The organism is Streptomyces sp. NPDC001868, from assembly GCF_040297125.1.
In the GTDB taxonomy this organism is placed as follows: Bacteria; Actinomycetota; Actinomycetes; order Streptomycetales; family Streptomycetaceae; genus Streptomyces.
Window position 1 is genome coordinate 75,021 of the sequence record NZ_JBEOYO010000012.1, and the last position, 24,116, is coordinate 99,136.

20 protein-coding genes, 1 tRNA gene, 1 pseudogene and 1 riboswitch are annotated in these 24,116 nt (G+C 69.9%); of the genes and pseudogenes, 7 read left to right on the plus strand and 15 right to left on the minus strand.

The window, feature by feature from the left end:
* Positions 1-150: 150 nt before the first annotated feature.
* From ABT147_RS16715 to ABT147_RS16725, 3 genes are all read left to right on the plus strand, one after another.
* Positions 151-1,254: an SGNH/GDSL hydrolase family protein gene (locus tag ABT147_RS16715; RefSeq protein ID WP_351406491.1), complete on the plus strand. Its 1,104-nt coding sequence runs from the start codon at positions 151-153 to the stop codon at positions 1,252-1,254.
* Between the two features lie 552 nt (positions 1,255-1,806).
* Positions 1,807-3,024, plus strand: coding sequence for an acetyl-CoA C-acetyltransferase (locus ABT147_RS16720; RefSeq protein ID WP_351406494.1), 1,218 nt, complete (start codon positions 1,807-1,809; stop codon positions 3,022-3,024).
* Positions 3,025-3,338: 314 nt separating this feature from the next.
* The gene (locus ABT147_RS16725) at positions 3,339-4,121 is read left to right on the plus strand and encodes a hypothetical protein (RefSeq protein WP_351406734.1); all 783 of its coding nucleotides are present in this window, start codon (positions 3,339-3,341) and stop codon (positions 4,119-4,121) included.
* Between the two features lie 136 nt (positions 4,122-4,257).
* Here the strand turns inward: ABT147_RS16725 and ABT147_RS16730 are convergent, their stop codons facing one another.
* Positions 4,258-4,569 carry a hypothetical protein gene (locus ABT147_RS16730; RefSeq protein ID WP_351406496.1) on the minus strand — a complete coding sequence of 104 codons (312 nt, stop codon included), beginning with the start codon at positions 4,567-4,569 and terminating at the stop codon, positions 4,258-4,260.
* 103 nt (positions 4,570-4,672) lie between these two features.
* Here ABT147_RS16730 and ABT147_RS16735 point away from each other — a divergent pair, with 103 nt between their 5' ends.
* A complete protein-coding gene (locus ABT147_RS16735; RefSeq protein ID WP_152169414.1) occupies positions 4,673-4,903 on the plus strand; it encodes a DUF4287 domain-containing protein in 231 nt (76 codons plus the stop codon).
* An 87-nt stretch (positions 4,904-4,990) separates the two neighbouring features.
* Here ABT147_RS16735 and ABT147_RS16740 read toward each other — a convergent pair whose 3' ends face one another.
* Complete coding sequence (locus tag ABT147_RS16740; RefSeq protein WP_351406498.1) at positions 4,991-5,872, minus strand: Bax inhibitor-1/YccA family protein; 882 nt, start codon at positions 5,870-5,872, stop codon at positions 4,991-4,993.
* Positions 5,873-6,172: 300 nt separating this feature from the next.
* Positions 6,173-6,255, minus strand: a tRNA-Leu gene (locus ABT147_RS16745).
* 513 nt (positions 6,256-6,768) lie between these two features.
* On the opposite strand from ABT147_RS16745, the gene ABT147_RS16750 reads away from it, so the two are divergent.
* Both ABT147_RS16750 and ABT147_RS16755 read left to right on the plus strand, forming a co-directional pair.
* Positions 6,769-7,539 (plus strand): ABC transporter ATP-binding protein, encoded by a 771-nt coding sequence (locus ABT147_RS16750; RefSeq protein ID WP_351406500.1) that lies wholly within the window; start codon positions 6,769-6,771, stop codon positions 7,537-7,539.
* Positions 7,540-7,613: 74 nt separating this feature from the next.
* On the plus strand, positions 7,614-10,154 hold the full coding sequence (locus tag ABT147_RS16755) for an ABC transporter permease (protein ID WP_351406503.1): 2,541 nt from the start codon (positions 7,614-7,616) through the stop codon (positions 10,152-10,154).
* Between the two features lie 67 nt (positions 10,155-10,221).
* On the opposite strand, the gene ABT147_RS16760 is transcribed toward ABT147_RS16755, so the two are convergent.
* The 11 genes from ABT147_RS16760 to ABT147_RS16810 all read right to left on the minus strand — a co-directional run bounded on the left by ABT147_RS16760 (position 10,222) and on the right by ABT147_RS16810 (position 22,681).
* Entirely contained in the window at positions 10,222-11,523 is a 1,302-nt protein-coding gene (locus ABT147_RS16760; RefSeq protein WP_351406505.1) for a class I SAM-dependent methyltransferase, read from the minus strand.
* A 353-nt stretch (positions 11,524-11,876) separates the two neighbouring features.
* Entirely contained in the window at positions 11,877-13,262 is a 1,386-nt protein-coding gene (locus tag ABT147_RS16765) for an NAD(P)/FAD-dependent oxidoreductase (protein WP_351406507.1), read from the minus strand.
* A gap of 483 nt (positions 13,263-13,745) precedes the next feature.
* The gene (locus tag ABT147_RS16770; RefSeq protein ID WP_351406509.1) at positions 13,746-14,687 is read right to left on the minus strand and encodes a Ppx/GppA phosphatase family protein; all 942 of its coding nucleotides are present in this window, start codon (positions 14,685-14,687) and stop codon (positions 13,746-13,748) included.
* Positions 14,684-15,238 (minus strand): DUF501 domain-containing protein, encoded by a 555-nt coding sequence (locus ABT147_RS16775; protein ID WP_351406511.1) that lies wholly within the window; start codon positions 15,236-15,238, stop codon positions 14,684-14,686. The genes ABT147_RS16770 and ABT147_RS16775 overlap by 4 nt, the downstream gene beginning before the upstream one ends.
* A 71-nt stretch (positions 15,239-15,309) precedes the next feature.
* A complete protein-coding gene (locus ABT147_RS16780) occupies positions 15,310-15,792 on the minus strand; it encodes an FtsB family cell division protein (protein WP_351406513.1) in 483 nt (160 codons plus the stop codon).
* A gap of 127 nt (positions 15,793-15,919) precedes the next feature.
* Positions 15,920-17,200 carry a phosphopyruvate hydratase gene (gene eno / locus ABT147_RS16785; RefSeq protein ID WP_013003053.1) on the minus strand — a complete coding sequence of 427 codons (1,281 nt, stop codon included), beginning with the start codon at positions 17,198-17,200 and terminating at the stop codon, positions 15,920-15,922.
* A 474-nt stretch (positions 17,201-17,674) separates the two neighbouring features.
* On the minus strand, positions 17,675-18,379 hold the full coding sequence (locus ABT147_RS16790; protein ID WP_351406515.1) for a transglycosylase family protein: 705 nt from the start codon (positions 18,377-18,379) through the stop codon (positions 17,675-17,677).
* Positions 18,380-18,383: 4 nt separating this feature from the next.
* Positions 18,384-18,583: riboswitch (cyclic di-AMP (ydaO/yuaA leader) on the minus strand.
* Between the two features lie 183 nt (positions 18,584-18,766).
* On the minus strand, positions 18,767-19,825 hold the full coding sequence (locus ABT147_RS16795; RefSeq protein WP_351406737.1) for a LysM peptidoglycan-binding domain-containing protein: 1,059 nt from the start codon (positions 19,823-19,825) through the stop codon (positions 18,767-18,769).
* 230 nt (positions 19,826-20,055) lie between these two features.
* Positions 20,056-20,484, minus strand: coding sequence for a zinc ribbon domain-containing protein (locus ABT147_RS16800; RefSeq protein ID WP_351406739.1), 429 nt, complete (start codon positions 20,482-20,484; stop codon positions 20,056-20,058).
* Positions 20,366-21,190, minus strand: coding sequence for an RNA-guided endonuclease TnpB family protein (locus ABT147_RS16805; protein WP_351406517.1), 825 nt, complete (start codon positions 21,188-21,190; stop codon positions 20,366-20,368). Before ABT147_RS16805 ends, ABT147_RS16800 begins: the two co-directional genes overlap by 119 nt.
* 186 nt (positions 21,191-21,376) lie before the next feature.
* The gene (locus tag ABT147_RS16810) at positions 21,377-22,681 is read right to left on the minus strand and encodes a cytochrome P450 family protein (RefSeq protein ID WP_351406519.1); all 1,305 of its coding nucleotides are present in this window, start codon (positions 22,679-22,681) and stop codon (positions 21,377-21,379) included.
* Between the two features lie 106 nt (positions 22,682-22,787).
* On the opposite strand from ABT147_RS16810, the pseudogene ABT147_RS16815 reads away from it, so the two are divergent.
* Positions 22,788-22,955, plus strand: a pseudogene (locus ABT147_RS16815) (IS110 family transposase); the annotation flags it as partial.
* 54 nt (positions 22,956-23,009) lie between these two features.
* Here ABT147_RS16815 and ABT147_RS16820 read toward each other — a convergent pair.
* Positions 23,010-24,107 (minus strand): nucleoside triphosphate pyrophosphohydrolase, encoded by a 1,098-nt coding sequence (locus ABT147_RS16820; protein ID WP_351406521.1) that lies wholly within the window; start codon positions 24,105-24,107, stop codon positions 23,010-23,012.
* Positions 24,108-24,116: the final 9 nt, after the last annotated feature.

The following is a 24,116-nucleotide window of genomic DNA, read 5'->3' on the forward strand; positions in this document are numbered from 1 at the left end:
CCGGAGCCGCAAAAGGGATGGTCGTAATGTTCCGCCAGCCTAAGCCCCACCCTCACTCTTCTTCCCCCTGTTCACCTCCGGGCGGGATTGGCCGAGGGGCGCTACGGGGCAATGAGTGGGTGTACGGCTAGGAGGAGGTGGCGGCGACTGATGTCGAGCATGTCCAGGGCGAGGGTGGCCCGCCGCATCGCGGCGGGCGCGGCGTACGGCGGTGGTGGCATCGGGCTGGTCGGTGCGGCGGCCGTGGGTGTGGTGCTGGCCGAGCTACGGATGGCCAAGCGGGTCGTGGGCAACGGACACAGTCCGCATCCGCCCAGCGCGGAGGGCCTGTACGGCCGCGCGTACGGCAGCCGGTACGGCCGTGGGCACGGCGCGTACGGCGCGTACGGCTCCTACGGCGACACGTACGACTCCCCTCACGATCCCCCGCTCCGGCTCGTCATGCTCGGCGACTCCACGGCCGCCGGGCAGGGCGTCCACCGGGCCAGGCAGACCCCGGGCGCCCTCATCGCCTCGGGGCTCGCGGCGGTGGCCGAGCGCCCGGTGCGGCTGCGCAACGTCGCGCTGCCGGGGGCCCAGTCGGACGACCTCGACCGGCAGGTGGCGCTGGTCCTGGAGGACCCGGCCCAGGTCCCCGACGTCTGTGTGATCATGATCGGCGCGAACGACGTGACCCACCGGATGCCGCCGACCCGCTCGGTCCGCCACCTCTCCGCGGCGGTACGGCGGCTGCGGACGGCCGGGGCCGAGGTGGTGGTGGGCACCTGTCCCGACCTGGGCACGATCGAGCCCGTGCAGCAGCCGTTGCGCTGGCTCGCCCGCCGGGCCTCGCGGCAGCTGGCGGCCGCCCAGACGATCGGAACCGTCGAACAGGGCGGCCGTACCGTGTCGCTGGGCGACCTCCTCGGACCCGAGTTCGAACAGAACCCCCGCGAGCTGTTCGGCCCGGACAACTACCACCCCTCGGCGGAGGGGTACGCGACCGCGGCGATGGCCGTTCTGCCGACGGTCTGCGCGACGCTGGGGCTCTGGCCGGCGGAGGAGGAGCGGCCGGACGCCAGCCGCCGCGAGGGGTTCCTGCCGGTCGCCCGGGCCGCCGCCGAGGCCGCGTCGGAGGCCGGCACCGAGGTGACGGCCGCGATGCCTACGGGGCCGCGTGGGCCCTGGGCTCTGCTGAAGCGGCGGCGTCGGCGGAGGGTGCCGGTGTCGGACCCGGCCCCTTCCGCTGCGGCGGAGGCGCAGCCGGGCGCCTAGTGGCCCGGGGGTGCGGGTGCGTCGGCGACTGCGGCTCCGGTGAGGCTTCTCGCGCAGTTCCCCGCGCCCCTGAAAAGCGGGGGCTGCGCCCCACGCTTTTCACCCCGCAGCCCCGTCGCCTTTCAGGCCCGCAGCCCCGTCGCGTTTCGGGCCCGCAGCCCCGTCGCCTTTCGGGCCCGCAGCCCCGTCGCCTTTCGGGCCCGCCGCCCCGTCACGTTTCGGGCCCGCCGCCCCCTCGCCTTTCCGGCCCGCGGGGCCGTGGTTTTCAGGCCCGCAGGGGCCTGAATCTTTCAGGGGCGCGGGGAACTGCGCGACCAGCCCCCACCGGACCCGCACCCGCCAACGAACCGCACCCCCACCCCACTAGGCGCCCCACCCAAAAAAGCAAGCGCTTAGAAAAGTGCGGTCGGAGTCACACCCCACATCCCGTGACCCCGCCCATACGTACGGGTAACTTCCCCCACAGTCCCGCTTTCCGTACTCCCGCCCGTCGCCCGACCACCGCCCCTCAACTAGGCGCTGCGCGCCGCACCTTTTGAACATGGAGCCGTGATGCCCGAAGCCGTGATCGTCTCAGCCGCCCGCTCCCCCATCGGCCGCGCTTTCAAGGGCTCGCTGAAGGATCTGCGCCCCGACGACCTGACCGCCACCATCGTCGCGGCCGCCCTCGCGAAGGTCCCGGAGCTGGACCCGAGGGACATCGACGACCTGATGCTCGGCTGCGGCCTCCCCGGCGGCGAGCAGGGCCACAACCTGGGCCGGATCGTCGCCGTACAGCTGGGCATGGACCACCTGCCGGGCTGCACGGTCACCCGTTACTGTTCCTCCTCGCTCCAGACCTCCCGCATGGCCCTGCACGCCATCAAGGCCGGCGAGGGCGACGTCTTCATCTCGGCGGGCGTGGAGGTCGTCAGCAGCACCGCGCGCGGCACGAGCGACATCCCCACCGCCCGCAACCCCCTCTTCGCCGAGGCCGAGGCCCGCACCGAGGCCGTCTCCAAGTCGGTAGGCGCCTCCTGGCACGACCCGCGCGAGGACGGCCTGCTCCCCGACCCGTACATCGCGATGGGTCAGACCGCCGAGAACCTGGCCCGCCAGTGGGGCGTGACCCGCGAGGACATGGACGAGTTCGGTGTCCGCTCGCAGAACCTCGCCGAGGAAGCCATCAAGAAGGGCTTCTGGGAGCGCGAGATCACCCCGGTGACGCTGCCCGACGGCACGGTCGTCGCCAAGGACGACGGCCCGCGCGCGGGCGTCACCCTGGAGGCCGTACAGGGCCTGAAGCCGGTCTTCCGCGAGGACGGCCTGGTCACCGCCGGCAACTGCTGCCCGCTGAACGACGGCGCCGCCGCCCTGGTGATCATGTCCGACACCAAGGCGCGGGACCTCGGCCTCACCCCGCTCGCCCGGATCGTCTCCACCGGCGTCTCCGGCCTCTCCCCCGAGATCATGGGCTACGGCCCCGTGGAGGCGTCGAAGCAGGCCCTGTCCCGCGCGGGCCTCACCGTCGACGACATCGACCTGTTCGAGATCAACGAGGCCTTCGCCGCCCAGGTGATCCCCTCCTACCGTGACCTGGACATCCCGCTGGACAAGCTGAACGTGAACGGCGGCGCCATCGCCGTCGGCCACCCCTTCGGCATGACCGGCGCCCGGATCACCGGCACGCTCATCAATTCCCTCCAGTTCCACGACAAGCAGTTCGGCCTGGAGACGATGTGCGTCGGCGGCGGCCAGGGCATGGCGATGGTCATCGAGCGCCTCAGCTGACCGACCGCACCCGTGCGGAGCCGCCCGGCCGCCTCGCGACCGTAGCCGCACGGATGCGCACCGTGATGCTGTGGCCCGGAGTCCCCGATTCTGTGGGACTCCGGGCCGTTTTGTGATCCAATCTCCCCCAGGATGTGACCTATCTCCCCCCGGAGAGCGATTTACGCAGGTCAGAGCCGTTTCAACACCAAACATCGGGGCAAAGATCCTGCCCGTTTCGTGACGTTACGCACTGACAGCTGGTTAGTCCGCCCTTCAAGCTGATGTAGGAAGTCGGGGGTCGACTTTGAACCGGGAGTACGTCAGTGAGCGCTATGCCGATCGCCTTGCTGCTCACCACGGCCGCCACCGCCGCCGTGGGCGTCGCCGTCCTGCGCACCCTCACGGGGCTGCGCCGACAGGTCGCTGCCTTGCGCACGGAGCTGGCCGAGAGCCGCGCCGCCGGTGTGCGGGCCGTGGTGCCGGCTGCCCGTCCGGCCGCCGACACCGAGGAGATACGCGCCGCCGTCGCCGAGGCCCTCGCCGAGGAGCGGGAGCGTGAGCTGGCCGAGGCGCGGGCCTTCTGGGCCGCCCAGGAGTCGCGTGACGTCTCCGACGCGCCCTCGCTGCTGGGTCTGCCCGACAGCGACCTGTTCCTGCCCCGGCAGTCCGATTTCGCGGGTCTGGAGCATCTGGAGCCGGTGATCGAGCCGAGCCTTGAGGGCGACGAGTTCGCCGGGGACTCCGCGGAGCTGGCCGCGGCCCGCCGCCGCCACCCCTCGCACCCCGATTTCGTGCCGGTGCAGTCACCTGTCACCAACGACCACGAGCGCACGGTCGCCTGCCTGGAGGACCTCGCCGCCTCCCGCACCGAGCTGGCCGACGTCCGCCCGGGCCCCCTCGGCACCCTCGACGTCTACGTCTTCGCCGACGGCACCACGCTCTGTATGACCCCCGGCCACCGCGAGACCGCCGAACGCCTCGCCACGGCCCTCCAGACCGGCGACGTCCCGGTCCTCCTGGGCGGCTCGGGCATCTCCGGCGCCTACACCCTCACCTTCGAGTGCGGCGAGGACATGGTCTACATCCTGGCGGACCGGGTGATCGCGTCGCTGTAGAGGCGATGCCCTGAAGGGGGGGCGTTCTCCACGCCGCCGGCCGCGCCCTGAAGGGGCGCGGGGAACTGCGCGAGAAGCCCACCGGCCCCGCACCCGCCGACGAAGCGGGCACCCCCGAGCTACGAGGCGCCCGACCTCACACCCCGGCCCGCCGCTGAGCCGCCTCCACCAGCGCCACCGCCTCCGCGAGCGCCCCCTCGTCCACCAGCACCAGCGCGAGATCGTTCCCCGCGACGGTCACCTGATCCGCCGCCGCGAACATCCCCGCGTCCGGCATCTCATGAACCGGCCCCCCGGGCGCCTCCAGAAGCTGGGCTCGCACCGCCATCTCCCTGGCCAGCGCCAGCGCCTCCGCCGCACCTCCCCGCTGCAGCCGGCTCTGCGGGGCCGCCCGCAACCGGTCGGCGAAATGGTCCACGGCACGGGTCAACGGCGTCGTATCAAGCACGCCGCGAGAGTACGCGCCCGGGCCGGACTGTTGCCAACAGGCCGCCACTCAGGCAACGTGACCTGAAGGACCGGCTTACATTCCCTTTCGTCCGGAGGCGCCGATGTCCCAAGTCTTCTCTGAGGAGACCCATCGCAACCTGCTCGCCCGCATCCCCCATTGCACCGGTCGTGAAGTCTCCGACTGGCTCCGCAAAGTCGACGAAGGCCCCGCTCTCTTCAACTTCGAGGAGAAGGTCAGCTGGCTCCGGCACGAGTACGACCTCGCGTACGGACACGCCAAAGCGATCATTCACGAGTACGACCTGAGGAGGGCCGCGCGGAAGCTCCGCTGAAGCCGCCGAGAACCTACGAAGGGCCCCCGAACCGTGAGGTTCGGGGGCCCTTCATCACTGCCGGTCGTGCTCGTCGTGCTCGTCGTCCTAGTCGTCGCCGCTGAAGATGGCGACCAGACGGAGCATCTCGACGTAGATCCACACGAGGGTCATGGTCAGGCCGAACGCGGCCAGCCAGGCCTCCTCGCGCGGGGCGCCGTAGGCGATGCCGTCCTCGATCTGCTTGAAGTCGAGGGTCAGGAAGAACGCGCCGAGCAGGATCGCGAGGATGCCGACGATCGCGCCGAGCGGGCCCATGCTGCGCAGTCCGCCGTCCGGGGCGAGCCCGAAGACGACGAGGAGCAGATTGACCGCCATGACGAGGATGAAGGCGATCGCGATGGTCATACCGATGCGGGCGTAGCGCGCGGTGACCCGGATCCAGCCCGCCTTGTAGACCAGAAGGGTGGCGCCGGAGACGGCCATGGTGCCGAGCACCGCCTGGAAGGGCGCGCCGCTCCACTCGGAGTTGAACATCTCGCTGAGCACGCCGAGGAAGACACCCTCGAAGGCGGCGTACGTCAGGATCAGCGCGGGCGAGGCCTTGCGCTTGAAGGACTGCACCATCGCCAGGACGAAAGCGATGAGCGCGGCGCCGATGGCCAGGCCGTAGCTCGTGGGCGACACCGGCAGGAGGGCCCAGGCGAGGACCGCGCCGACGACGACCGTGCCGAGCGTCATGGCCGAGCGCACGACGACGTCGTCCATGGTCATGGCGCCCGTGCGGGCGGGGGCCTGCGGCGGGACGCCGTGCTGCACGTCCTGCTGGGCGTACGGGTTCGTCGCGTACGGGTTCCCGCCCTGCTGGGCGTAGGGGTTGCCCTGGGTACCGACAGCTGCTCCCCCGGCCTGCGGCGCGGTGTTGAAGCCCGCGTGGCCGTTGTCGCGGCTGAACCCCCGTCGCGAGAAGACCGGGTTGCTGCTCCTCATTTCACTCCTCCATGGCCACCCTGCGTGGCCTTGGCTCAAGAGTAATAGGTAGGCAAAGGATTAACCCTAGTGCTTGGGGAGGATCTTTCCCTGCCATGTCATCGAACACGCTACGCGTTTCCGTGATTCCCCGTCCCATCCCCCTCAACCCATGACCAACCCGGTACAGGCCCGCGATCGTACGGAGATCAACCATCACCGGCCCCCGCGAGCGAGACGGTGCCCGGCTCTTCGGCGGGCGCATGTCACTCAGGGCGACATGCGGGGACATGGGGAGAAATGTGCGGGTTTGGTCGGAGGTGCCCGGAACCGGACTTGAACCGGTACGCCCGCGAGGGGCAGCGAGGTTTAAGCTCGCCGTGTCTGCATTCCACCATCCGGGCAGGCCATGGGCTCCGCGCTGAGCTTCCGAGCCTATCGGGACGCTTCCCTCGAACAGTCGACGAGCGGACCGATGTTGTCTTATTTTATTGACGTCTGAGGGTGCATCAGCCCACGGAACACGCCATCCGCACTTGCCAGTAGCCTTTCGGACGGCACGACCGGGTGTATGCGGAATGACGGAATTTCACCGCCCGAACGAGCGCTCCGCCGAGAACACGCGCGGTGACGCGCCGACTCGCGTCGGTCATCGCAACCCCGCACATCTCTCAGCACGACCCCGCACGTCCCTGAGCGCGACCCCGCGCATCGGTGACCACGGGCCCGGCGCGTCGGTCACGGACAGTGCCGCACTCCGGTCGGAGTCCACCGTCATCCCCAGGTATGACGCGACGCCCGTCCGTCCCTCCGAAGTCTGCCCCCGGAACCAGGACAGCGGCTGACTACACGGCGCCCCTTCGTCGCGACGATGGAGACATTCCCAAACGCCGTCGCCCCGCAAGGAGTTCCCACCCGTGACGACCACTCCCCTCGCCGACCGGGCCACCACCGTGGCCGCACGCGCCACGGAACTGTCGAAGGTCTACGGACAGGGCGAGACCCGGGTGGTCGCGCTGGACCAGGTCTCCATCGACTTCCGGCAGGCCCAGTTCACCGCGATCATGGGCCCCTCGGGCTCCGGCAAGTCCACGCTGATGCACTGTGTGGCGGGCCTGGACACCTTCTCGGCGGGCTCCGTCCGCATCGGTGAGACCGAGTTGGGCTCGCTGAAGGACAAGCAGCTCACCAAGCTCCGCCGGGACAAGATCGGCTTCATCTTCCAGGCGTTCAACCTGCTGCCGACGCTGACGGCGCTGGAGAACATCACCCTCCCGATGGACATCGCGGGCCGCAAGCCGGACAAGCAGTGGCTGGACACCGTGATCCGGATGGTGGGCCTCGCCGACCGGCTGAGCCACCGGCCCGCCCAGCTCTCCGGCGGCCAGCAGCAGCGCGTGGCCGTGGCGCGGGCGCTCGCCTCCCGGCCCGACATCATCTTCGGGGACGAGCCGACCGGAAACCTGGACTCGCGTTCGGGCGCCGAGGTGCTGGGCTTCCTGCGCAACTCCGTACGGGAGTTGGGGCAGACCGTGGTGATGGTGACGCACGACCCGGTGGCCGCGGCGTACGCGGACCGGGTGGTCTTCCTCGCCGACGGACGGCTCGTGGACGAGATCCACGAGCCGACGGCGGACTCCGTCCTGGACCGCATGAAGAGGTTCGACACCAAGGTGCGTACGAGCTAGGGGAGTTCGCCCCCGCCGCCCCTTCCCGTCCGCTGAGTCCACTGAGCCAACGACCCCGAAACAGGGACCCCTTCATGTTCCGTACCGCCCTGCGCAACGTGCTCTCGCACAAGGCCAGGCTTCTCATGACCGTGCTCGCGGTGATGCTCGGCGTCGCCTTCGTGTCGGGCACGCTGGTCTTCACCAACACCATCTCGGACGCGCTCCAGAAGAGCTCGGCCAAGGGCTTCGACCACGTCGACGTCGCGATCGAGCCGGGATACCGGACGAACGAGAGCGACAGCGTCGCGGAGCAGCCGAAGCTGACGCCGGAGATCCTGAAGAAGGTCGAGCGGGCGCCCGGCGCCGAGTCGGCGATCGGTGTGGTGAGCGGGTTCACCGCCCTCGCCGACAAGGACGGCAAGCTGATCGGCGGCGGCTTCCAGTCGCAGGGCGGGAACCTCTGGGGGACCGACGACCCCCGCTATCCGATCCAGGGCGGCGGCCGCGCGCCCGAGGGCGCGGGCGAGATCGCCATCGACTCGGAGACCGCGAAGCGGGGCGGGTACAAGGTCGGCGACACCATCCGGATGTCCGTCGACGGCCCGGTGCTCACCCCCACCGTCACCGGGATCTTCACCACGGACGACGGCAATGTCGCGGCCGGCGGCAGCCTCGCCCTGTTCGACACGGCGACCGCGCAGAAGCTCTTCCACAGCGAGGGCGAGTACGACGAGATCACCGTGACGGCGGCCGCCGGGACCAGCCAGGCACAGCTGCGGTCCGCGATCGAGAAGATCCTGCCCGACGACACCGCCCTCACCACCACCGGCCGGCAGCTCGCCGACGACCAGGCCGCGCAGATCGCGACCGAGATGAGCGGCCTGAAGAACGGACTGCTGGTCTTCGCCGGGATCGCCCTGTTCGTGGGCACGTTCATCATCGCCAACACCTTCACGATGCTGGTCGCCCAGCGCACCAAGGAGCTGGCCCTGCTGCGCGCGGTCGGCGCCTCCCGCCGCCAGGTCACCCGGTCCGTACTGATCGAGGCGTTCGTCGTGGGCACGGTCGCCGCGGTCACCGGCCTCGCCGCCGGTGTCGGCATCGGCGCCGGGATGCGGGCCCTGATCGGCACCCTCGGCGAGACCGTCCCCGACGGCCCGCTGGTGGTCTCCCCGGGCACGGTCGTCACCGCCCTGCTGGTCGGTGTGCTGATCACCATGCTGGCCGCCTGGCTGCCGGGCCGCCGCGCGGCGAAGATCCCGCCGGTCGCCGCGATGAGCAGTGTCCACGCGAAGGCGACGACCAAGTCGCTCGTCGTACGGAACACGATCGGCGCGCTGCTCGCCGGCGCGGGTGTCGCCACCGTCCTGTACGCCACCACCATGGACGGCTCGGACGGCCAGGCCCCCATGGGCATCGGCGCGGTGCTCCTGATCATCGGCGTCTTCGTCCTCACCCCCCTCCTCTCCCGTCCCCTGATCGCCGCCGCGGCACCCCTCATGCGTGTCTTCGGGATCTCCGGCAAGCTCGCCCGGCAGAACTCGGTACGCAATCCGCGCCGCACCGCCGCGACCGCCTCGGCGCTGATGATCGGCCTGACGCTGATCACCGGTATGACGGTGATGGCGGGCAGCCTGCAGCAGGCCATCAACAGGATGGCCGCCGACGCGATCAAGGCGGACTACGTCGTCTCGATGGCCAACGGCAACATGCTCTCCCCCGACGTGGAGAAGGAACTCTCCGCCACCGAGGGCGTCACGGACGTCTCGCCGCTGCGCAACGCCGAGTCCCGCATCGGGGACGAGACCGAGTACCTCACCGGGGTCAACGGCTCGTCCATCGGCAAGCTGACGGACCTGCCCATCGACAGCGGCACGTTCAAGGTCGGCGGCCCGGATGTCGTCGTGGACGCGGACACCGCCGAGCGGCGCGGCTGGAAGGCCGGTTCGGAGTTCACCGCCGCCTTCGAGGGCGGCGAGAAGCAGAAGCTGACGGTCGCCGGGGTCTACGAGAACAACGAGCTGATCCGGGGCATCCTCCTGGACAACGCGACGCTGACCGAGCGGCTGCCGGCCGCCGCCGACCCGGCCGACATGATGGTCATGGTCAAGACCTCGGCCGGTGCCTCCGACGCCACCAAGGACCGGCTGGAGAAGGCCCTCGGCGAGAACCCGGCGATCAAGGTCCAGAGCGGACAGGACCTCTCCGACGACATCGCGAAGATGTTCACCCTGATGCTGAACATGCTGTACGGCCTGCTGGCCATGGCCGTGATCGTCGCCGTCCTCGGGGTCATCAACACCCTGGCCATGTCCGTGTTCGAGCGTTCGCAGGAGATCGGCATGCTCCGCGCGATCGGTCTCGACCGGCGCGGCATCAAGCGGATGGTCCGCCTGGAGTCCCTCGTCATCTCCCTCTTCGGCGGTGTCCTCGGCATCGGCCTCGGCGTCTTCTTCGGCTGGGCCGCCGGCGAACTCATCGCCAGCAAGATGCCGACGTACGAACTGGTCCTGCCCTGGGCCCGGATGGCCGTCTTCCTGCTCCTGGCCGCCACGGTCGGCATCCTGGCCGCCCTGTGGCCGGCCCGCCGCGCGGCGAAGCTCAACATGCTCAGCGCGATCAAGTCGGAGTGACGGCGGCGTAGGCGTAGGCGTACGTACGGGGGCGTGTGCATGGCCGCACACGCCCCCGTACGGGTGTTCAGGCCCCCCAGGTCCGGGCCCTGAGCGGCAGCCCCGACGCACCCCCTTCCGGGGGCCGTACGGCCAGTACCTGGTTGACGCCGAGGCGGTTGTGTTCGAAGCCGAGGGCGGAGGCGGCCATGTAGAGGCGCCAGACGCGGGCGCGGCCGGGACCGACGAGGGCGACCGCGTGGGCCCAGTCGGCTTCGAGGTTGGCGACCCAGGCGCGCAGGGTGAGGGCGTAGTGCTCGCGCAGGGACTCCACGTCACGGACCTCGAACCCGGCGCGTTCGAGCTGGGTGACGGTGGTGCCGACGGGGGCGAGTTCGCCGTCCGGGAAGACGTACGCGTCGATGAAGCCGTCGACGGCGTAGGTGCTCTCGTCGCGCTGCGGGCGCCGGGAGATCTGGTGGTTCAGCAGCCGTCCGCCGGGGGCGAGGAGCCGGTACAGGTCCTCGGCGTACGCCAAGTACCTGTCGGCGCCGACGTGTTCGGCCATGCCGACGGACGAGATCGCGTCGTAGGGCCCGTCGGTGACGTCCCGGTAGTCCTGGACACGGATCTCGACACGGTCGGTCAGTCCCTCTTCCGCGACGCGTTTACGGGCGTACGCGGCCTGCTCCTGGGAGAGGGTGACGCCGACGACCCGCACGCCGTACTCCCGGGCGGCGTGCACGGCCATGGAGCCCCAGCCGCAGCCGACGTCGAGGAGCCGCTGCCCCGGGGTCAGGTCGAGTTTCCGGCAGATGAGGTCGAGCTTGTCGTGCTGGGCGGCTTCGAGGGTGGCGGTGCCGTCGGCGGCCGGCCAGTAGGCGCAGGAGTACACCATCGACGGGCCGAGGACGATCTCGTAGAAGTCGTTGCCCACGTCGTAGTGGTGGCTGACGGCCCGTCTGTCGGTGCGCCTGGTGTGCAGGTGGCGGGCGCGGACCTCTTCGCGGGGCGGTTCGGGCGGGACGAGGACGGCGGGACCGGCCAGCTTCAGCAGCTCCTTGACCGCCGTCCGGACCTCCGGGTCGCGCAGGGCCTCGGTGAGACTCCGGGCGTCCTCGTCCCGCTCCCACACATGGCCGGCGATCAGGTCCAGTACGGCGTACAGGTCCCCGTCGACGCCGAGGTCACCGGCGACCCAGGCGCGGGCGAGACCCAGCTCGCCGGGCTTCCACAGCAGCCGGCGCAGGGCCCTGCGGTTCCGTACCACCAGGGCGGGGGCCTCCGGCGGGCCGGCCGTCGATCCGTCCCAGGCCCGCAGCCGGACCGGGAGCGGGGCTCCCGACAGCTGCTCGAACAGGGTCTTCAGCCGCGACGCGGCGTCCTGCATGGCGCACACCTCCGTGACAAGAGATCCCGGAATGTCCAACGCCACGGTAATCACCTGCGGGGCTGTGCCGTATTCCCGGAGGGAGGTGTGTTTTTCGGCCGCGCATGCGTGGGGGCGGGCCGCGCAGTTCCCCGCGCCCCTGAAAAGCAAAGCAGGGGCTGCGCCCCGCTTCGCTTTTCGGCCCGAAAGGGCCGTAGGCCCTTAAGGGGCGCGGGGAACTGCGCGAGCGACCACGACGTACCCGCAGCCGCCGACGCACAGGCACCCCCGAGCCCGACCGCGAACGCCAAAGAACCCCCCGCACCACGGATGGCGGGAGGTCCTTCGGGTCGAACAAAGGTGACCGGGGGAGGTCAGGAGGCCTTGGCCTTCTCCTCGGTCTTGGCCGGAGCGGCAGCGACCGGCGCAGGCTTGGCCGCCTCGTAGAACTCCTCACGAGGAGTCTCGATCGCGCCGAGCGAGACGACCTCACGCTTGAGGAACATCGCGAGCGTCCAGTCGGCGAAGACCCGGATCTTGCGGTTCCAGGTCGGCATGGCCAGACCGTGGTAGCCACGGTGCATGTACCAGGCCAGACGCCCCTTGAGCTTGATCTTCATCTTGCCCATGACGATCATCGCGACGCCCTTGTGGAGGCCGAGGCCCGCCACCGCACCCTTGTTGGAGTGCGCGTACTCCTTCTGCGGGAAGCCCCGCATACCGGAGACCACGTTGTCGCCGAGGACCTTGGCCTGACGCAGCGCGTGCTGCGCGTTCGGCGGGCACCAGGCGTTCTCGACGCCGGCCTTGCGGGCGGCGACGTCCGGGACCTGGGCGTTGTCGCCGGCGGCCCAGATGTAGTCGGTGCCGGTGACCTGGAGGGTCGGCGACGCGTCCACGTGGCCACGGGGGCCGAGCGGGAGACCGTAGCGGGAGAGGACCGGGTTCGGCTTGACGCCGGCGGTCCAGACGATCGTGTTGGAGTCGACCTCCAGGCCGTTCTTCAGCACGACGTGGCCGTCGACGCAGGAGTCCATGGAGGTGTTGAGGTAGACCTCGACCCCACGGCCTTCAAGGTGCTCCTTGCCGTACAGGCCGAGCTTCGGGCCGACCTCGGGGAGGATCTTGTCGGCGGCGTCGACGAGCACGAAGCGCATGTCCTCGCGGGACACGTTCTTGTAGTACTTCGCGGCGTCGCGCGCCATGTCCTCGACCTCGCCGATGGTCTCGGCGCCGGCGAAGCCACCGCCCACGAAGACGAAGGTCAGCGCCTTGCGGCGGACGTCCTCGTCGGTCGTGGAGTCGGCCTTGTCGAGCTGCTCAAGCACGTGGTTGCGCAGGCCGATGGCCTCCTCGATGCCCTTCATGCCGATGCCCTGCTCGGCGAGGCCGGGGATCGGGAAGGTGCGGGAGACCGCGCCGAGCGCGATCACCAGGTAGTCGAAGGGCAGCTCGTACGCCTCGCCGACCAGCGGGGCGATCGTGGCGACCTTGCGGTCCTGGTCGATGGTGGTGACCCGGCCGGTGAGGACCTCCGCCTTGGGGAGCACGCGTCGCAGTGGGACGACGACGTGCCGCGGGGAGATGCTGCCGGCGGCGGCTTCGGGGAGGAAGGGCTGGTAGGTCATGTACGACCGGGGGTCGACGACCGTGACGGTCGCCTCTCCGTAGCGCATCTTCTTGAGGATGCGCCGAGCTGCGTACAGGCCTACGTACCCACCGCCTACTACGAGGATCCTGGGACGCTCCGTGGTGCTCATGCCATCGAGTATGTACCCGCCATCCGGGGGTCGCTCGTGCGCCCCTTCACAAGCTTCTTCACACCCTCTGCTACACTGCGCGGCCCTCATTGCCCAGGCCATGGCGGACCAGGGGAACCGGCCTGCGGAAATGACCGTTGTCAATGCCGCGTGAACTGCTCTTCCGGGCCCGTGAACCCCCTGGACCACCCTCTGGTTTCACACGGACGAGACCCCCGCGAAACCCCCTCGGGGACGCCCCGTTGACCCCCCGGAGCCCTCGAAGGCTCTGCGCAGCCTCAAAACATCGCTCAACAGGGCCGATTCTCTTGTGAAGAACTTCACGAACTTTCTCGGCGGCGGATCGACGAGGGGCGCCGGAGCACCCCTCGGACGCGCTCATACGTTATCCGAACAGCTCAAGCGAGGCTACCGGCGAGTAGTAAACACTTGCTCACAAGCGCCGCCGAAGCACTGGGAGGCACTCCGGGACCGGCCCGCGCCCTAGGCGACGGACCAGGCGATTCCATCCAGAATGTCGTGTTCGCTCACCACGACCTCCGCCGCCCCGATCCGCTCCATGATCGACAGGAGGACGAGGGCGCCCGCCGCGATCACGTCCACCCGCCCCGGATGCATCGACGGGACCGCCTCCCGCTCGGCGTGCGTGGACCGCAGCAGCCACTCGGTGATCTCGCGGACGCGGTCGTAGGTGATCCGGGAGTGGTGGATGGCCGCCGAGTCGTACGCGGGCAGGTCCTGGGCGATCGCCGACAGGGTGGTGACCGAGCCGGCGAGCCCCACGAGGGTGTGCGCCTCGCGCAGCGGCACGTTCTCCTCGGCGAGGTCCAGCGCGGCCTCGATGTCGGCCCGGATCGCGGCGATCTGCTCCGGCAGCGGCGGATCGACGACCACACCGTCCCGTACGAGGTGCCGCTCGGTCAGCCGTACGCAGCCGATGTCCACGGAACGGGCGCCGCGCACGTGGTCGTCGCCGACGACGAACTCGGTCGAGCCGCCGCCGATGTCCACGACCAGATACGGCCTGGCAAGATCGGCGCGCTCCTTCAACTCCTCGGTCGCGCCCGTGAAGGAGAACTCGGCCTCCTGGTCGCCGGAGATCACCTCGGGCTCGACCCCGAGGATGTCGAACACCCCGCGGACGAAGTCGTCCCGGTTCTCGGCGTCGCGGGAGGCGGAGGTGGCCACGAATCGGACCCGCTCGGCGCCCAGCTCCTTGATGACCGCCGCGTACTCCCGGCAGGCCGCGAAGGTCCGCTCCAGCGCCTCGGGGGCCAGCCGGCCCGTACGGTCGACGCCCTGGCCGAGCCGGACGATGATCATCCGCCGGTCCAGCTCGACGAGTTCACCCGTGGCCGGGTCAGCGTCGGCGACGAGGAGCCGGATGGAGTTCGTACCGCAGTCGACGGCGGCGACCCGGGTCACTGCTCGTCCCCCTTCGCGGGCTGCCGCGAGGGCTCCTGCGCGGGCACCACGCACGGGCCCTTCGCCCACCACTCCGGCAGCATCGCGATCGCCTCGTCGCCCAGCGGGTTGACGCCCGGCCCGGCGGCCAGCGAGTGCCCGACGAGGACGTGCAGGCACTTCACGCGGTCCGGCATGCCGCCCGCGCTCGGGAAGCCCTCCAGGACCTCGATCTCGTCGCGGCGGGCGATGTAGTCCTCGTGCGCGGCCCGGTAGGCGGCGGCCAGCTCGGGGTCCGTCGCCAGCCGTTCCGTCATCTCCTTCATCACGCCGTTCGCCTCCAGCGTGCCGATCGCGGAGGCCGCGCGCGGGCACGTCAGGTAGTACGTCGTGGGGAAGGGCGTACCGTCCGGCAGGCGCGGCGCCGTCTCGACGACGTCCGGCTGACCGCAGGGGCAGCGGTGCGCGATCGCGCGCAGCCCGCGCGGCGGGCGGCCCAACTGCTGCTGGAAGGCCTCGACATCGGCGTCGGTCGGCTCGGTGCGCGGGGTGGGCGGCGGAGGGGTCTGCATAACCTGCTACTCAAGTCCTCGGTGTGGCTCATCGGTTCACGGTCACGGGGTGACGATCACGGGGTGACCGTTCAGCTGTCGGCGGCGTCGGCCTTGTCGACGCCGTCCCAGACATTGGTGTACCAGGGGCGGTCGGCGGCCCCCTGCGTCGTACGGGACTGCTTCGCCGCGTCCGGGTCGATCATCGTGTAGCCGGTCTCGCCCGGCATCACATAGTGCAGCCGCTCCCGGATGCGCTGCTCGGCGTACGCGTCGTCCTGCCAGCGCGCCTTGAGGTCGCGCAACTCCTCGACCCGCTCGCGCGCCTCCTGGCGCTGCCGCCGAACATCGGCGATCTCGGCGCGCTGGGAGACGTACTGCCTCATGGGATAGGCGAGCGCCACGATCATCGAGCAGAGGACGAGGGCGAGGAGCGCGGCCCGGCCGGTCAGCCGGGAGCGGCGGGCCTGGCGCTTGGTCTGGGAGCGGTAGACCCGGGCGGCCGTCTGCTCACCGAGCACCTTCAGCCGGGTCGCGGTGGAGAAACGGTCCCGGTCCCGGTCCTTCACGGCCATGTCCCGCTTCCCCTTCCGCCTTCTCCCGCGTGCATGTGCGTACGTCCCCGCACACGGTACGGGACCGAGTACGGGGACGTACGTACGACGCTTCCTACGTGCCGACCCGCTGCTGTCAGCGGCGGTGTCAGCCCTTGAAGCGGGGGAAGGCGGAGCGGCCGGCGTACACCGCGGCGTCGTCGAGGATCTCCTCGATGCGCAGCAGCTGGTTGTACTTGGCGACGCGGTCCGAGCGGGCCGGGGCGCCGGTCTTGATCTGGCCGCAGTTCACGGCGACGGCGAGGTCGGCGATGGTGACGTCCTCGGTCTCGCCGGAGCGGTGGGACATCATGCACTTGAAGCCGTTGCGCTGGGCCATCTCGACGGCGTCCAGGGTCTCGGTCAGCGAGCCGATCTGGTTGACCTTGACGAGCAGGGCGTTGGCGGAGCCCTCCTCGATGCCGCGGGCGAGACGCTCGGGGTTGGTGACGAAGAGGTCGTCGCCGACGATCTGGACCTTGTCGCCCAGCTTCTCGGTGATGGTGTTCCAGCCGGCCCAGTCGTCCTCGAACAGCGGGTCCTCGATGGAGACGAGCGGGTACGACGCGACGAGGTCGGCGTAGTACTCCGTCATCTCGGCGGCGGAGCGCTCCTTGCCCTCGAAGGTGTAGACGCCGTCCTTGTAGAACTCGGAGGCGGCGACGTCGAGCGCGAGGGCGATCTGCTCGCCCGGGGTGTAACCGGCTTCCTTGATGGCCTCGAGGATGAGGTCGAGGGCGGCGCGGTTGGACTCCAGGTTCGGGGCGAAGCCGCCCTCGTCGCCGAGGCCGGTGGACAGGCCCTTGGTCTTCAGCACCTTCTTGAGGGTGTGGTAGACCTCGGCGCCCCAGCGCAGGGCCTCGGAGAAGGACTCCGCGCCGATCGGGGCGATCATGAACTCCTGGATGTCCACGTTGGAGTCGGCGTGCGAGCCGCCGTTCAGGATGTTCATCATCGGAACGGGCAGCAGGTGCGCGTTCGGGCCGCCCAGGTAGCGGAAGAGCGGCAGGTCGCTGGCCTCGGAGGCGGCGTGGGCGACGGCGAGGGAGACGCCGAGGATGGCGTTGGCGCCCAGCGAGCCCTTGTTGTCGGTGGCGTCCAGGTCGAACATCGCCTGGTCGATCAGGCGCTGCTCGGTGGCGTCGTAGCCGACGAGCTCCGGGCCGATCTGCTCGATGACCGCGAGGACGGCCTTCTCCACACCCTTGCCGAGGTAGCGGTTGGGGTCGCCGTCACGGAGCTCGATGGCCTCGAAGGCACCCGTGGAGGCGCCGGACGGAACGGCGGCACGACCGGTGCTGCCGTCGTCGAGGCCGACCTCGACCTCGACGGTGGGGTTGCCTCGCGAGTCGAGGATTTCCCGGGCTACGACGACGTCGATGGACGGCACGAGCATCTCCTTCATGGGATGTGACGCTGGTTGTGCGGGGCCGCTTGGGCCTTGCGACTAGAGCCTAACCGCCCCCGGGCTGTCGGCAGCCGACCGACCGTCCCGTGGACAGACAGACCGTACCCATTGTTTCAGGCCGGAACAAAGGGGGGTGGGCAAGAAAGTGAACAGAAGGAGCGTGCGCGGAGCGGGTGAACAGAGGGGGAGAGGCCCGGGAAACGGGCAAAGAAAAGCCCCGCCCCGGTGCGTACGGGGGAATGCGCACCGAGGCGGGGAGCCCGTGGGGACGGGGGGACGGCCCTCACGAGGTCTTCACTATGGAGGACACGGATGTGAGCGGGCTGTGGTTCAGCCGGGGAGCGGCCCGATTTCTCGGCCCTGCCGAACCCGCCCCGCCTGCCCGGTCGCCTGCCCGGCCGTGGGGGCGGCCGTGGGGGATGGCAGGCGGCCGGTGGCCGTCGTGATCGCCGTGGGTCAGCTCAGGTGGAGCTGCTGGCCCGGGTAGATGAAGTCGGCGTCGTCGATGATGTCCTTGTTCAGCTCGAAGAGCTTCTCCCAGCCACCCTTGACGTTCTTCTTCTCGGCGATGGCACTGAGGGTGTCGCCGCTGACGACCTTGTACTCGCCGTCGCCCTTCTTGACCTTCTTGCCGGTCGGGGTCTCGACGGTGGCACGCTCGGAGGAGCGGGAGGCGCGGGTGTCCTCGGTGCTCTTCTTGGCGCTCTTCTGCGTGTTCTGCTGGGTGCTCTCCTGCGCGGAGCCGGAGTTCGTGTTGCCGCTGGAGGCGGCGGCGCCGTCGTAGGAGGCGCTGGACAGGCCGGTGCCGCAGACCGGCCAGGCGCCCTTGCCCTGGCCCGCGAGGACCTTCTCGGCGACCGCGATCTGCTGGGCCTTGCTCGCCTGGTTGGCGGTGGAGGCGTACTGCGTACCGCCGTAGGCGGCCCAGGTGGAGGCGGAGAACTGCAGACCGCCGTAGTAGCCGTTGCCGGTGTTGATGGTCCAGTCGCCGCCGGACTCGCACTGGGCGACGGCGTCCCACTCGGAGGCGGTGGCGGCGGAGGCGCTGCCGGCGACCATCAGCGGAGCGGCCACGGCGGCGGCGCCGGTGACACCGGCGACGGCGATGGCACGAACGGCCTTGGACGGACGACGGTGCTTGCCCTTGCTGGAAAACAGCATGGAGTGATCCCCTCACCGACGCCTGCGAGGTGAGCTGTCGGGTTCGGGCCGGTTGAGTTGCCCGGCCGCGCCCGCTCGCCTTTCGGCTCACGTCGCGCGGCTTCACCCCAAGCCGATTCCGGCGGTGCTGCCCCGAAGGGCCTCAACTGCCGGACCCGGCACTTACCTTGGGTCCCCCGCTCCTGCCTACGGCGCTTGACGCGACGACTGTTCCTTGCGGTCGCTGGCAGGATTCGGCGTGCCGACCGCATGGGCCCACCAGTGGCGAGCGGTCACGACCGTAAACAGGTGATTGCCCGAATTTCAAAGCCGATCACGGGGTCTGTGATTCATCTCCCATGTAGATCAAAACGGGCATTCGGGGTCGAACCGGGACCCGAACTGTCGCTACTTTTCGCCCGTTTCGGCACCGACTTCGAGGGTCTGACCGGGAAGGATAAGGTCCGGGTCAGTTCCGACCGTGGTCTCGTTCTCGGCGTACAGCCCCCGCCACCCGCCGTCCAGCCCGAGCGAGTTCACGATGCCCGTCAGACTGTCGCCCACACGGACGGTGTAGGCGCCTTCGGCGGCCTCGCGCGCCGCGTCGCCGCCACGGGAGGCGTGACGGCCGGAGGGCGTGGAGTCGGCCCGGGAGGTGCCGGCCGCGTCCTCGCCGGCGCCGGCGCCCGTGCCCGCGCTCTCGTCGGCACTGGTGCCGCGATGGCGGCCGGTGCCGCCTTCACCGCCGTCGACAGTCGAAGAGCTGTCGTTCTGTGCCGACTTGTCCGAGTTGGTGCTGCCGGAGTCCGTGGAGTCGTCCGAGTCGGTGCCGGGCTTGGTCTTGGTGGAGCCTTCGAAGGTGCCGGGGGGTGATGCGGATGATTCGGACGATTCGGATGAACCAGCCGAATCCTGCGAGTCCTTCGAATCGGTCGATTCGCCGGAGCCGGTGCCGTCGGCCGACTTGTCCGGGTCGGTCGCATCGGTCGAACCGGATGAACTAGACGAACCGGATGAACCGGATGCGTCAGATGAACTGCCCGACTTCGTCGAGTCGTCCACCACGCCCGTGTCCACGTCGGCGGAACCAGAGTCGCCGCCCAGGTTGTGGAGCAGCCCACAGGTGGCCCAGACGCCGACGCCCTGGTCGGCGAGCACCTTCTCGGCGACCGCTATCTGCTGCGAACGGCTGGCCTGGTCGGCGCTCGTGGCGTAGTCGAGGCCGCCGTACTTCTCCCAGTTCGCCTGGGTCAACTGGAGGCCGCCGTAGCGTCCGTTCCCGGTGTCCGCGCTCCAGGAGGCGCCGCTCTCGCACTCCGCCACCTGGTCCCAGGTGGTTCCGCTGGCCGCGCTCGCGCCGGTGGCGCCGAGGAGTGGAATCGCGATGGCCGATCCGGTCACTCCGGCCGCGACGAGGAGAGCCGGAGCCTGACGGGGGCGACGGTGACGACCGTTCCCGGAGAGCATGCGGTTGCCTTTCACACGACAGCGGTGGCCTGTGCGACGGGTGTGGTGGCCCTTCGCACTGACGTGTGAACGTAGCCGCAGACGATCGTTTATAACAAGTCGATGCAGCGCAGATCACGTCACCATCTCGGCCGTGAACCATCAGGCTGCCGCATGACAGTTCACACCGCGTCGCGCTCCCGACTGCCCTCTACGACAGGACGGTCACAGGTCGCATCTCCCGCTGTCGGCTACACCGGTGACGGGACGGGCATGGTGACGAATGCCCACGCCGAGCGTGCGCGGTTGCGCACGTTGACCCCGGCGACGACATCGGCAGGCCCAGCGAGGCCGCACCGACGACAACGGAAGTGATCCCGGTCGGACCGGTTGGCCCGCTCGGTGTGGCCGCAGCGCGGACAACGCTGCGATGTGTAGGCCGCATCCACCTCCAGGAATGGCACCCCAGCCCTGCGGGCCTTATATGCGAGATGCTGCCCGAGCTGGTGGAAAGGCCAGGAGGAGATCCTGTCCCGCTGGTCGCCGCGAGGCCGTACCCGCTCACGAATGCCGCCGAGTGCTTCGACAGCGATGCCGCGACCGGTGCTCCCCCACGCTCGGCTTCGCTCGCGCGGGAGGGGCCCCCATGGCGACGGACACGATCTCCTTACTGATCCGATGGTTCACGTGGGTGGTATGGCGCTTCTCCTTCTGCCTGCGGCAAGCCAGGCGCCGCCGGGCCGAGCGGGTGTTCTTCTGCTGCAACTCAGCGCGCTTGCAAGCCTGCCAACGTCGATAGCGAGTCAGGCCGCGCCCTTGATGGTTGGCGCCGTCGGAGGTGGTGGCCAGGTTCACGATGCCCCGATCCACTCCGATCCAGTCGACCGGTTCGTAAACGTCCGGCTCGGAAATCTCGCAGGTAGCGATGAGGAACCACTTGCCACCCCGCTGGACCAGGTCGCTCTCACCCTTGCGATACGCCATGAGCATCTTGAGCTGGTCGGGCGAGCAGGCGAAACGGATGCCCTTCATGCGCCCATTCACCGTCCAGATGGACACCGTGCGTGCGTCGCACTGCCAGGACAGGCAGCGGTCGTCGAACGGCTGCGCCGCCTCCGGCCGGAAGACGATCGGGGCGCCGATCGCCTTGCGGTACCGCTTCGAGGCGGACGGCCCCAAATTGCCAGCCCTCAGATTGGCTTTCAGAGTCGCGTAGGCGTCGACCACCTTCTTCACCACCCGCACCACCGGCTGTGCGGACAACCCGAAGGTCGCCTTCAGATCCGCATACACGTCCTTCTGTAGACCGTTACGGTCCGTCAAGTCCTTGGCGAAGGCGATGGCAGAGGCATAGGTGGCAGCCCGGTTGCAGGCGCTCAGGGTCACGTCCAGCGCCGACGCCTGCTCGGCGTCGGCAGCAGCTTCACCTGCACCACCAGCTTCATGACATCGGACCGTAGTGCGACAGCCGCACATACGGCCGCCACTCGACTCACGATCACCATGACGGGCGAACCTCAGGACAATCGTTCGTTTTCCCTGCTTCTTCTGGCCAGCCCTCCTGATCCCGAATCAGGTGAACTCCACTGGCAATGTGCGCAGTCCGCGCATGATGAGCCCGCCGCGCCACCTCAGGTCGGTCGGATCCACCGCGAGTCGGAGATCCGGCAGGCGGGTGAGAAGGGTGGCCAACGCCGTCTGCCCCTCCAGACGGGCGAGGGGCGCACCGAGGCAGTAGTGGATGCCGTGGCCGTAGCCGAGGTGCTGGTTGTCACGGCGGGAGAGGTCGAGGCGGTCGGGGTCGTCGAAGCGGGCCGGGTCGCGGTCGGCCGCCGCGAGGACGACGAGGACGGGGTCGCCGGGGGCGATGTCCTGCCCGCCGAGGGTGAGGGGCTGGGTCGCGAAGCGCCAGGTGGCGAGTTCGACGGGGCCGTCGTAGCGGAGCAGTTCCTCGACGCCGGTTTCGAGCAGCGCGGTCTCCTGGGCGGCGAGGGAGACCTGGAGGCGGGCTCGCTGGTCGGGATGGGTGAGGAGGGCGTACGTGCCGTTCCCGATGAGGTTGACGGTCGTCTCGAACCCGGCGAACAGCAGGATGAACGCCATCGCCGCGGCCTCGTTCTCGGTGAGGTGCTCACCGTGGTCGGAGGCCCGGATGAGTGCGGAGATGAGGTCCTCGCCGGGGGCGGGGTGGTCGGTGAGGCCTTCCCGCTTGCGGTGGATGAGCTCGGCGAGATAGCCGCGCATCTTCTTCACCGACCGGGCGACCCCACCCCTCGGCCCGCCGCCGTGGCGGATCATCATCCCCGCCCAGTCCCGGAAGTCGTCCTGGTCCTCCCGGGGGACGCCGAGCAGGTCGCAGATGGCGTAGATGGGGAGGGGGAAGGCGAACTCGTGGATGAGGTCGGCCTCGCCCTTGTCCACGAACCGGTCGATGAGCTGATCGGTCAGCTCCTGGACCCGGGGGGCGAACTCGGCGACCCGGCGGGGTGTGAACGCCTTCGAGACGAGACGGCGCAGACGCGTGTGATCCGGCGGATCGATGTTCAGCAGATGCGTCATCAACTCGGCCTTGCGCTCACCGGGGATACCCGTCTTCCCCTTGGCGTGCGCGGGCTCGTCGTGATGCGCCGGGTTCTTGGAGAGACGCCCGTCGGCGAGCGCCTGCTTCGCGTCCCCGTACCTGGTGACCAGCCAGGCCTCCACCCCACTGGGAAGACGTGTCCTGTGGACGGGGGCATGGTCGCGAAGCCAGGCGTACGCCGGGTAGGGGTCGGTGGCGAACTCCCAGGTGAAGAGCTCGGGCGCGCCGGTGCCCAGGGGGGCGGCGGCGGGGGTTGCGGGGCTGGACGCGGGAGTGGATGCGGGCTGGTTGGTCACTCACCGACGGTATCCGGCGTTTCGGGGGGCCTCTCCCTGTGTCGGGGGCCTCCCTCAGTGTCCCTCTGGGCTCTCCCCTCGCCGACCTCTATCCCGGCGAAGCCACGACCCGGCCGGTGAAGCAACCCGCATCAGCAACTGCCTGCGGGGCCTGCTCACCCAGGTCCACCCGTCGCTGGAGCGGGTCCTGGGCCCGCGCGGCCCACACCCGGCCGTGCTCGTCGAGGACATCCTCACCGCACTGGACGAACAAACCGTCGTCGTCCCAGGCACCCATAGGGCACCCCCTGCCTCTCCCTACTCCTGCTCCCCTCCCCTCCGTCCCCACCTACTCGGCGCTGTCCTCCTCCGGGTCCTCGTCCGTCTGCTCCTGCTTCACGGTGTCCACTCCTTCCGCGGCCCGGATCGCGTCCCGGTAGGCGCGGGCCGCCGCTCGTAGGGCCGTCTCCGGGTCGATGCCCTCGGAGTCGGCTTGGGCGGCGAGGGTGAGGAGTTCGTAGCCGATGTGGCCGGTGGGGGGTATCGGGACGTCGAGGCCGGCGGTGCGTACGCGGGAGGAGAGTTTGGCGGCGAGGGCTAGGCCGGGCTGGCCCAGGGGGATGCCGTCCGTCACTGAGTCGCGCTGCTTCTCTATGGCTTTGGTGCGGAGCCAGTGCGCCTTGACGTCCTCCGGGGTCGTGGCCGTGGCGTCGCCGAAGACATGGGGGTGGCGGTGGATGAGCTTGGTGATGAGGCCGGCGGCCACGTCGTCGATGGAGAAGGGGGTGTCGGGGTCGTCCTCGGCGATGCGGGCGTGGAAGACGACCTGGAGGAGGACGTCGCCCAGTTCCTCGCGGAGTTCGTCGCGGTCGCCCTCCTCGATGGCCTCGACGAGTTCGTACGCCTCCTCGATGCCGTACTTGGCGAGGCCCTGGTGGGTCTGCCGGGAGGACCAGGGGCATTCGGCGCGGATCCGGTCCATGACCTGGACGAGGTCGAGGAGGCGGGCGCCGGGGAGGTCGTACGAGGCGGGCAGGAGTTCCAGGGACGGCATCCGGACGCGGCCGGAGCCGGCGAGGCGGGCGAGGCCGTCGGTGAGGCGGGGCTCGCCCTCGGCGGTGGCCACCACGACCACCGTGCGACCGTCGGCGCAGGCGTCGACCAGTTCCTCGGCGGTCGGGGCCGCCTGCTCCACCTCTATGCCCGCCTCGCGGAGGTAGGGGAGCTGGGGGTGTGCCTCGTCCGCGCAGAGAACGCGGTCCGCCCCGTGCAGTGCCTGCCAGGCGGGCCAGGACAGCAGGCCCGGTGCGACACGGTGGCTGGTGGTGAGCAGGACGACTCGGCCGGGACCGGGGGCGGAGGCCGTGGTCTCGGGAGCCGTGGTCCCGGAAGCCTTGGTGGCGGGGGCCGTGGTGGCGGAGGTGCCGTCGGGGCGGTGTGCGTTCACCCCACGAAC

Bases quoted from the DNA above. Each gene is read 5' to 3' on its own strand.
- ABT147_RS16715 (WP_351406491.1), top strand. From the start codon at position 151: ATGTCGAGCATGTCCAGGGCGAGGGTGGCCCGCCGCATCGCGGCGGGC.
- ABT147_RS16720 (WP_351406494.1), top strand. From the start codon at position 1,807: ATGCCCGAAGCCGTGATCGTCTCAGCCGCCCGCTCCCCCATCGGCCGC.
- ABT147_RS16725 (WP_351406734.1), top strand. From the start codon at position 3,339: ATGCCGATCGCCTTGCTGCTCACCACGGCCGCCACCGCCGCCGTGGGC.
- ABT147_RS16735 (WP_152169414.1), top strand. From the start codon at position 4,673: ATGTCCCAAGTCTTCTCTGAGGAGACCCATCGCAACCTGCTCGCCCGC.
- ABT147_RS16740 (WP_351406498.1), bottom strand. From the start codon at position 5,872: ATGAGGAGCAGCAACCCGGTCTTCTCGCGACGGGGGTTCAGCCGCGAC.
- ABT147_RS16755 (WP_351406503.1), top strand. From the start codon at position 7,614: ATGTTCCGTACCGCCCTGCGCAACGTGCTCTCGCACAAGGCCAGGCTT.
- ABT147_RS16760 (WP_351406505.1), bottom strand. From the start codon at position 11,523: ATGCAGGACGCCGCGTCGCGGCTGAAGACCCTGTTCGAGCAGCTGTCG.
- ABT147_RS16765 (WP_351406507.1), bottom strand. From the start codon at position 13,262: ATGAGCACCACGGAGCGTCCCAGGATCCTCGTAGTAGGCGGTGGGTAC.
- ABT147_RS16775 (WP_351406511.1), bottom strand. From the start codon at position 15,238: ATGCAGACCCCTCCGCCGCCCACCCCGCGCACCGAGCCGACCGACGCC.
- ABT147_RS16780 (WP_351406513.1), bottom strand. From the start codon at position 15,792: ATGGCCGTGAAGGACCGGGACCGGGACCGTTTCTCCACCGCGACCCGG.
- ABT147_RS16790 (WP_351406515.1), bottom strand. From the start codon at position 18,379: ATGCTGTTTTCCAGCAAGGGCAAGCACCGTCGTCCGTCCAAGGCCGTT.
- ABT147_RS16795 (WP_351406737.1), bottom strand. From the start codon at position 19,825: ATGCTCTCCGGGAACGGTCGTCACCGTCGCCCCCGTCAGGCTCCGGCT.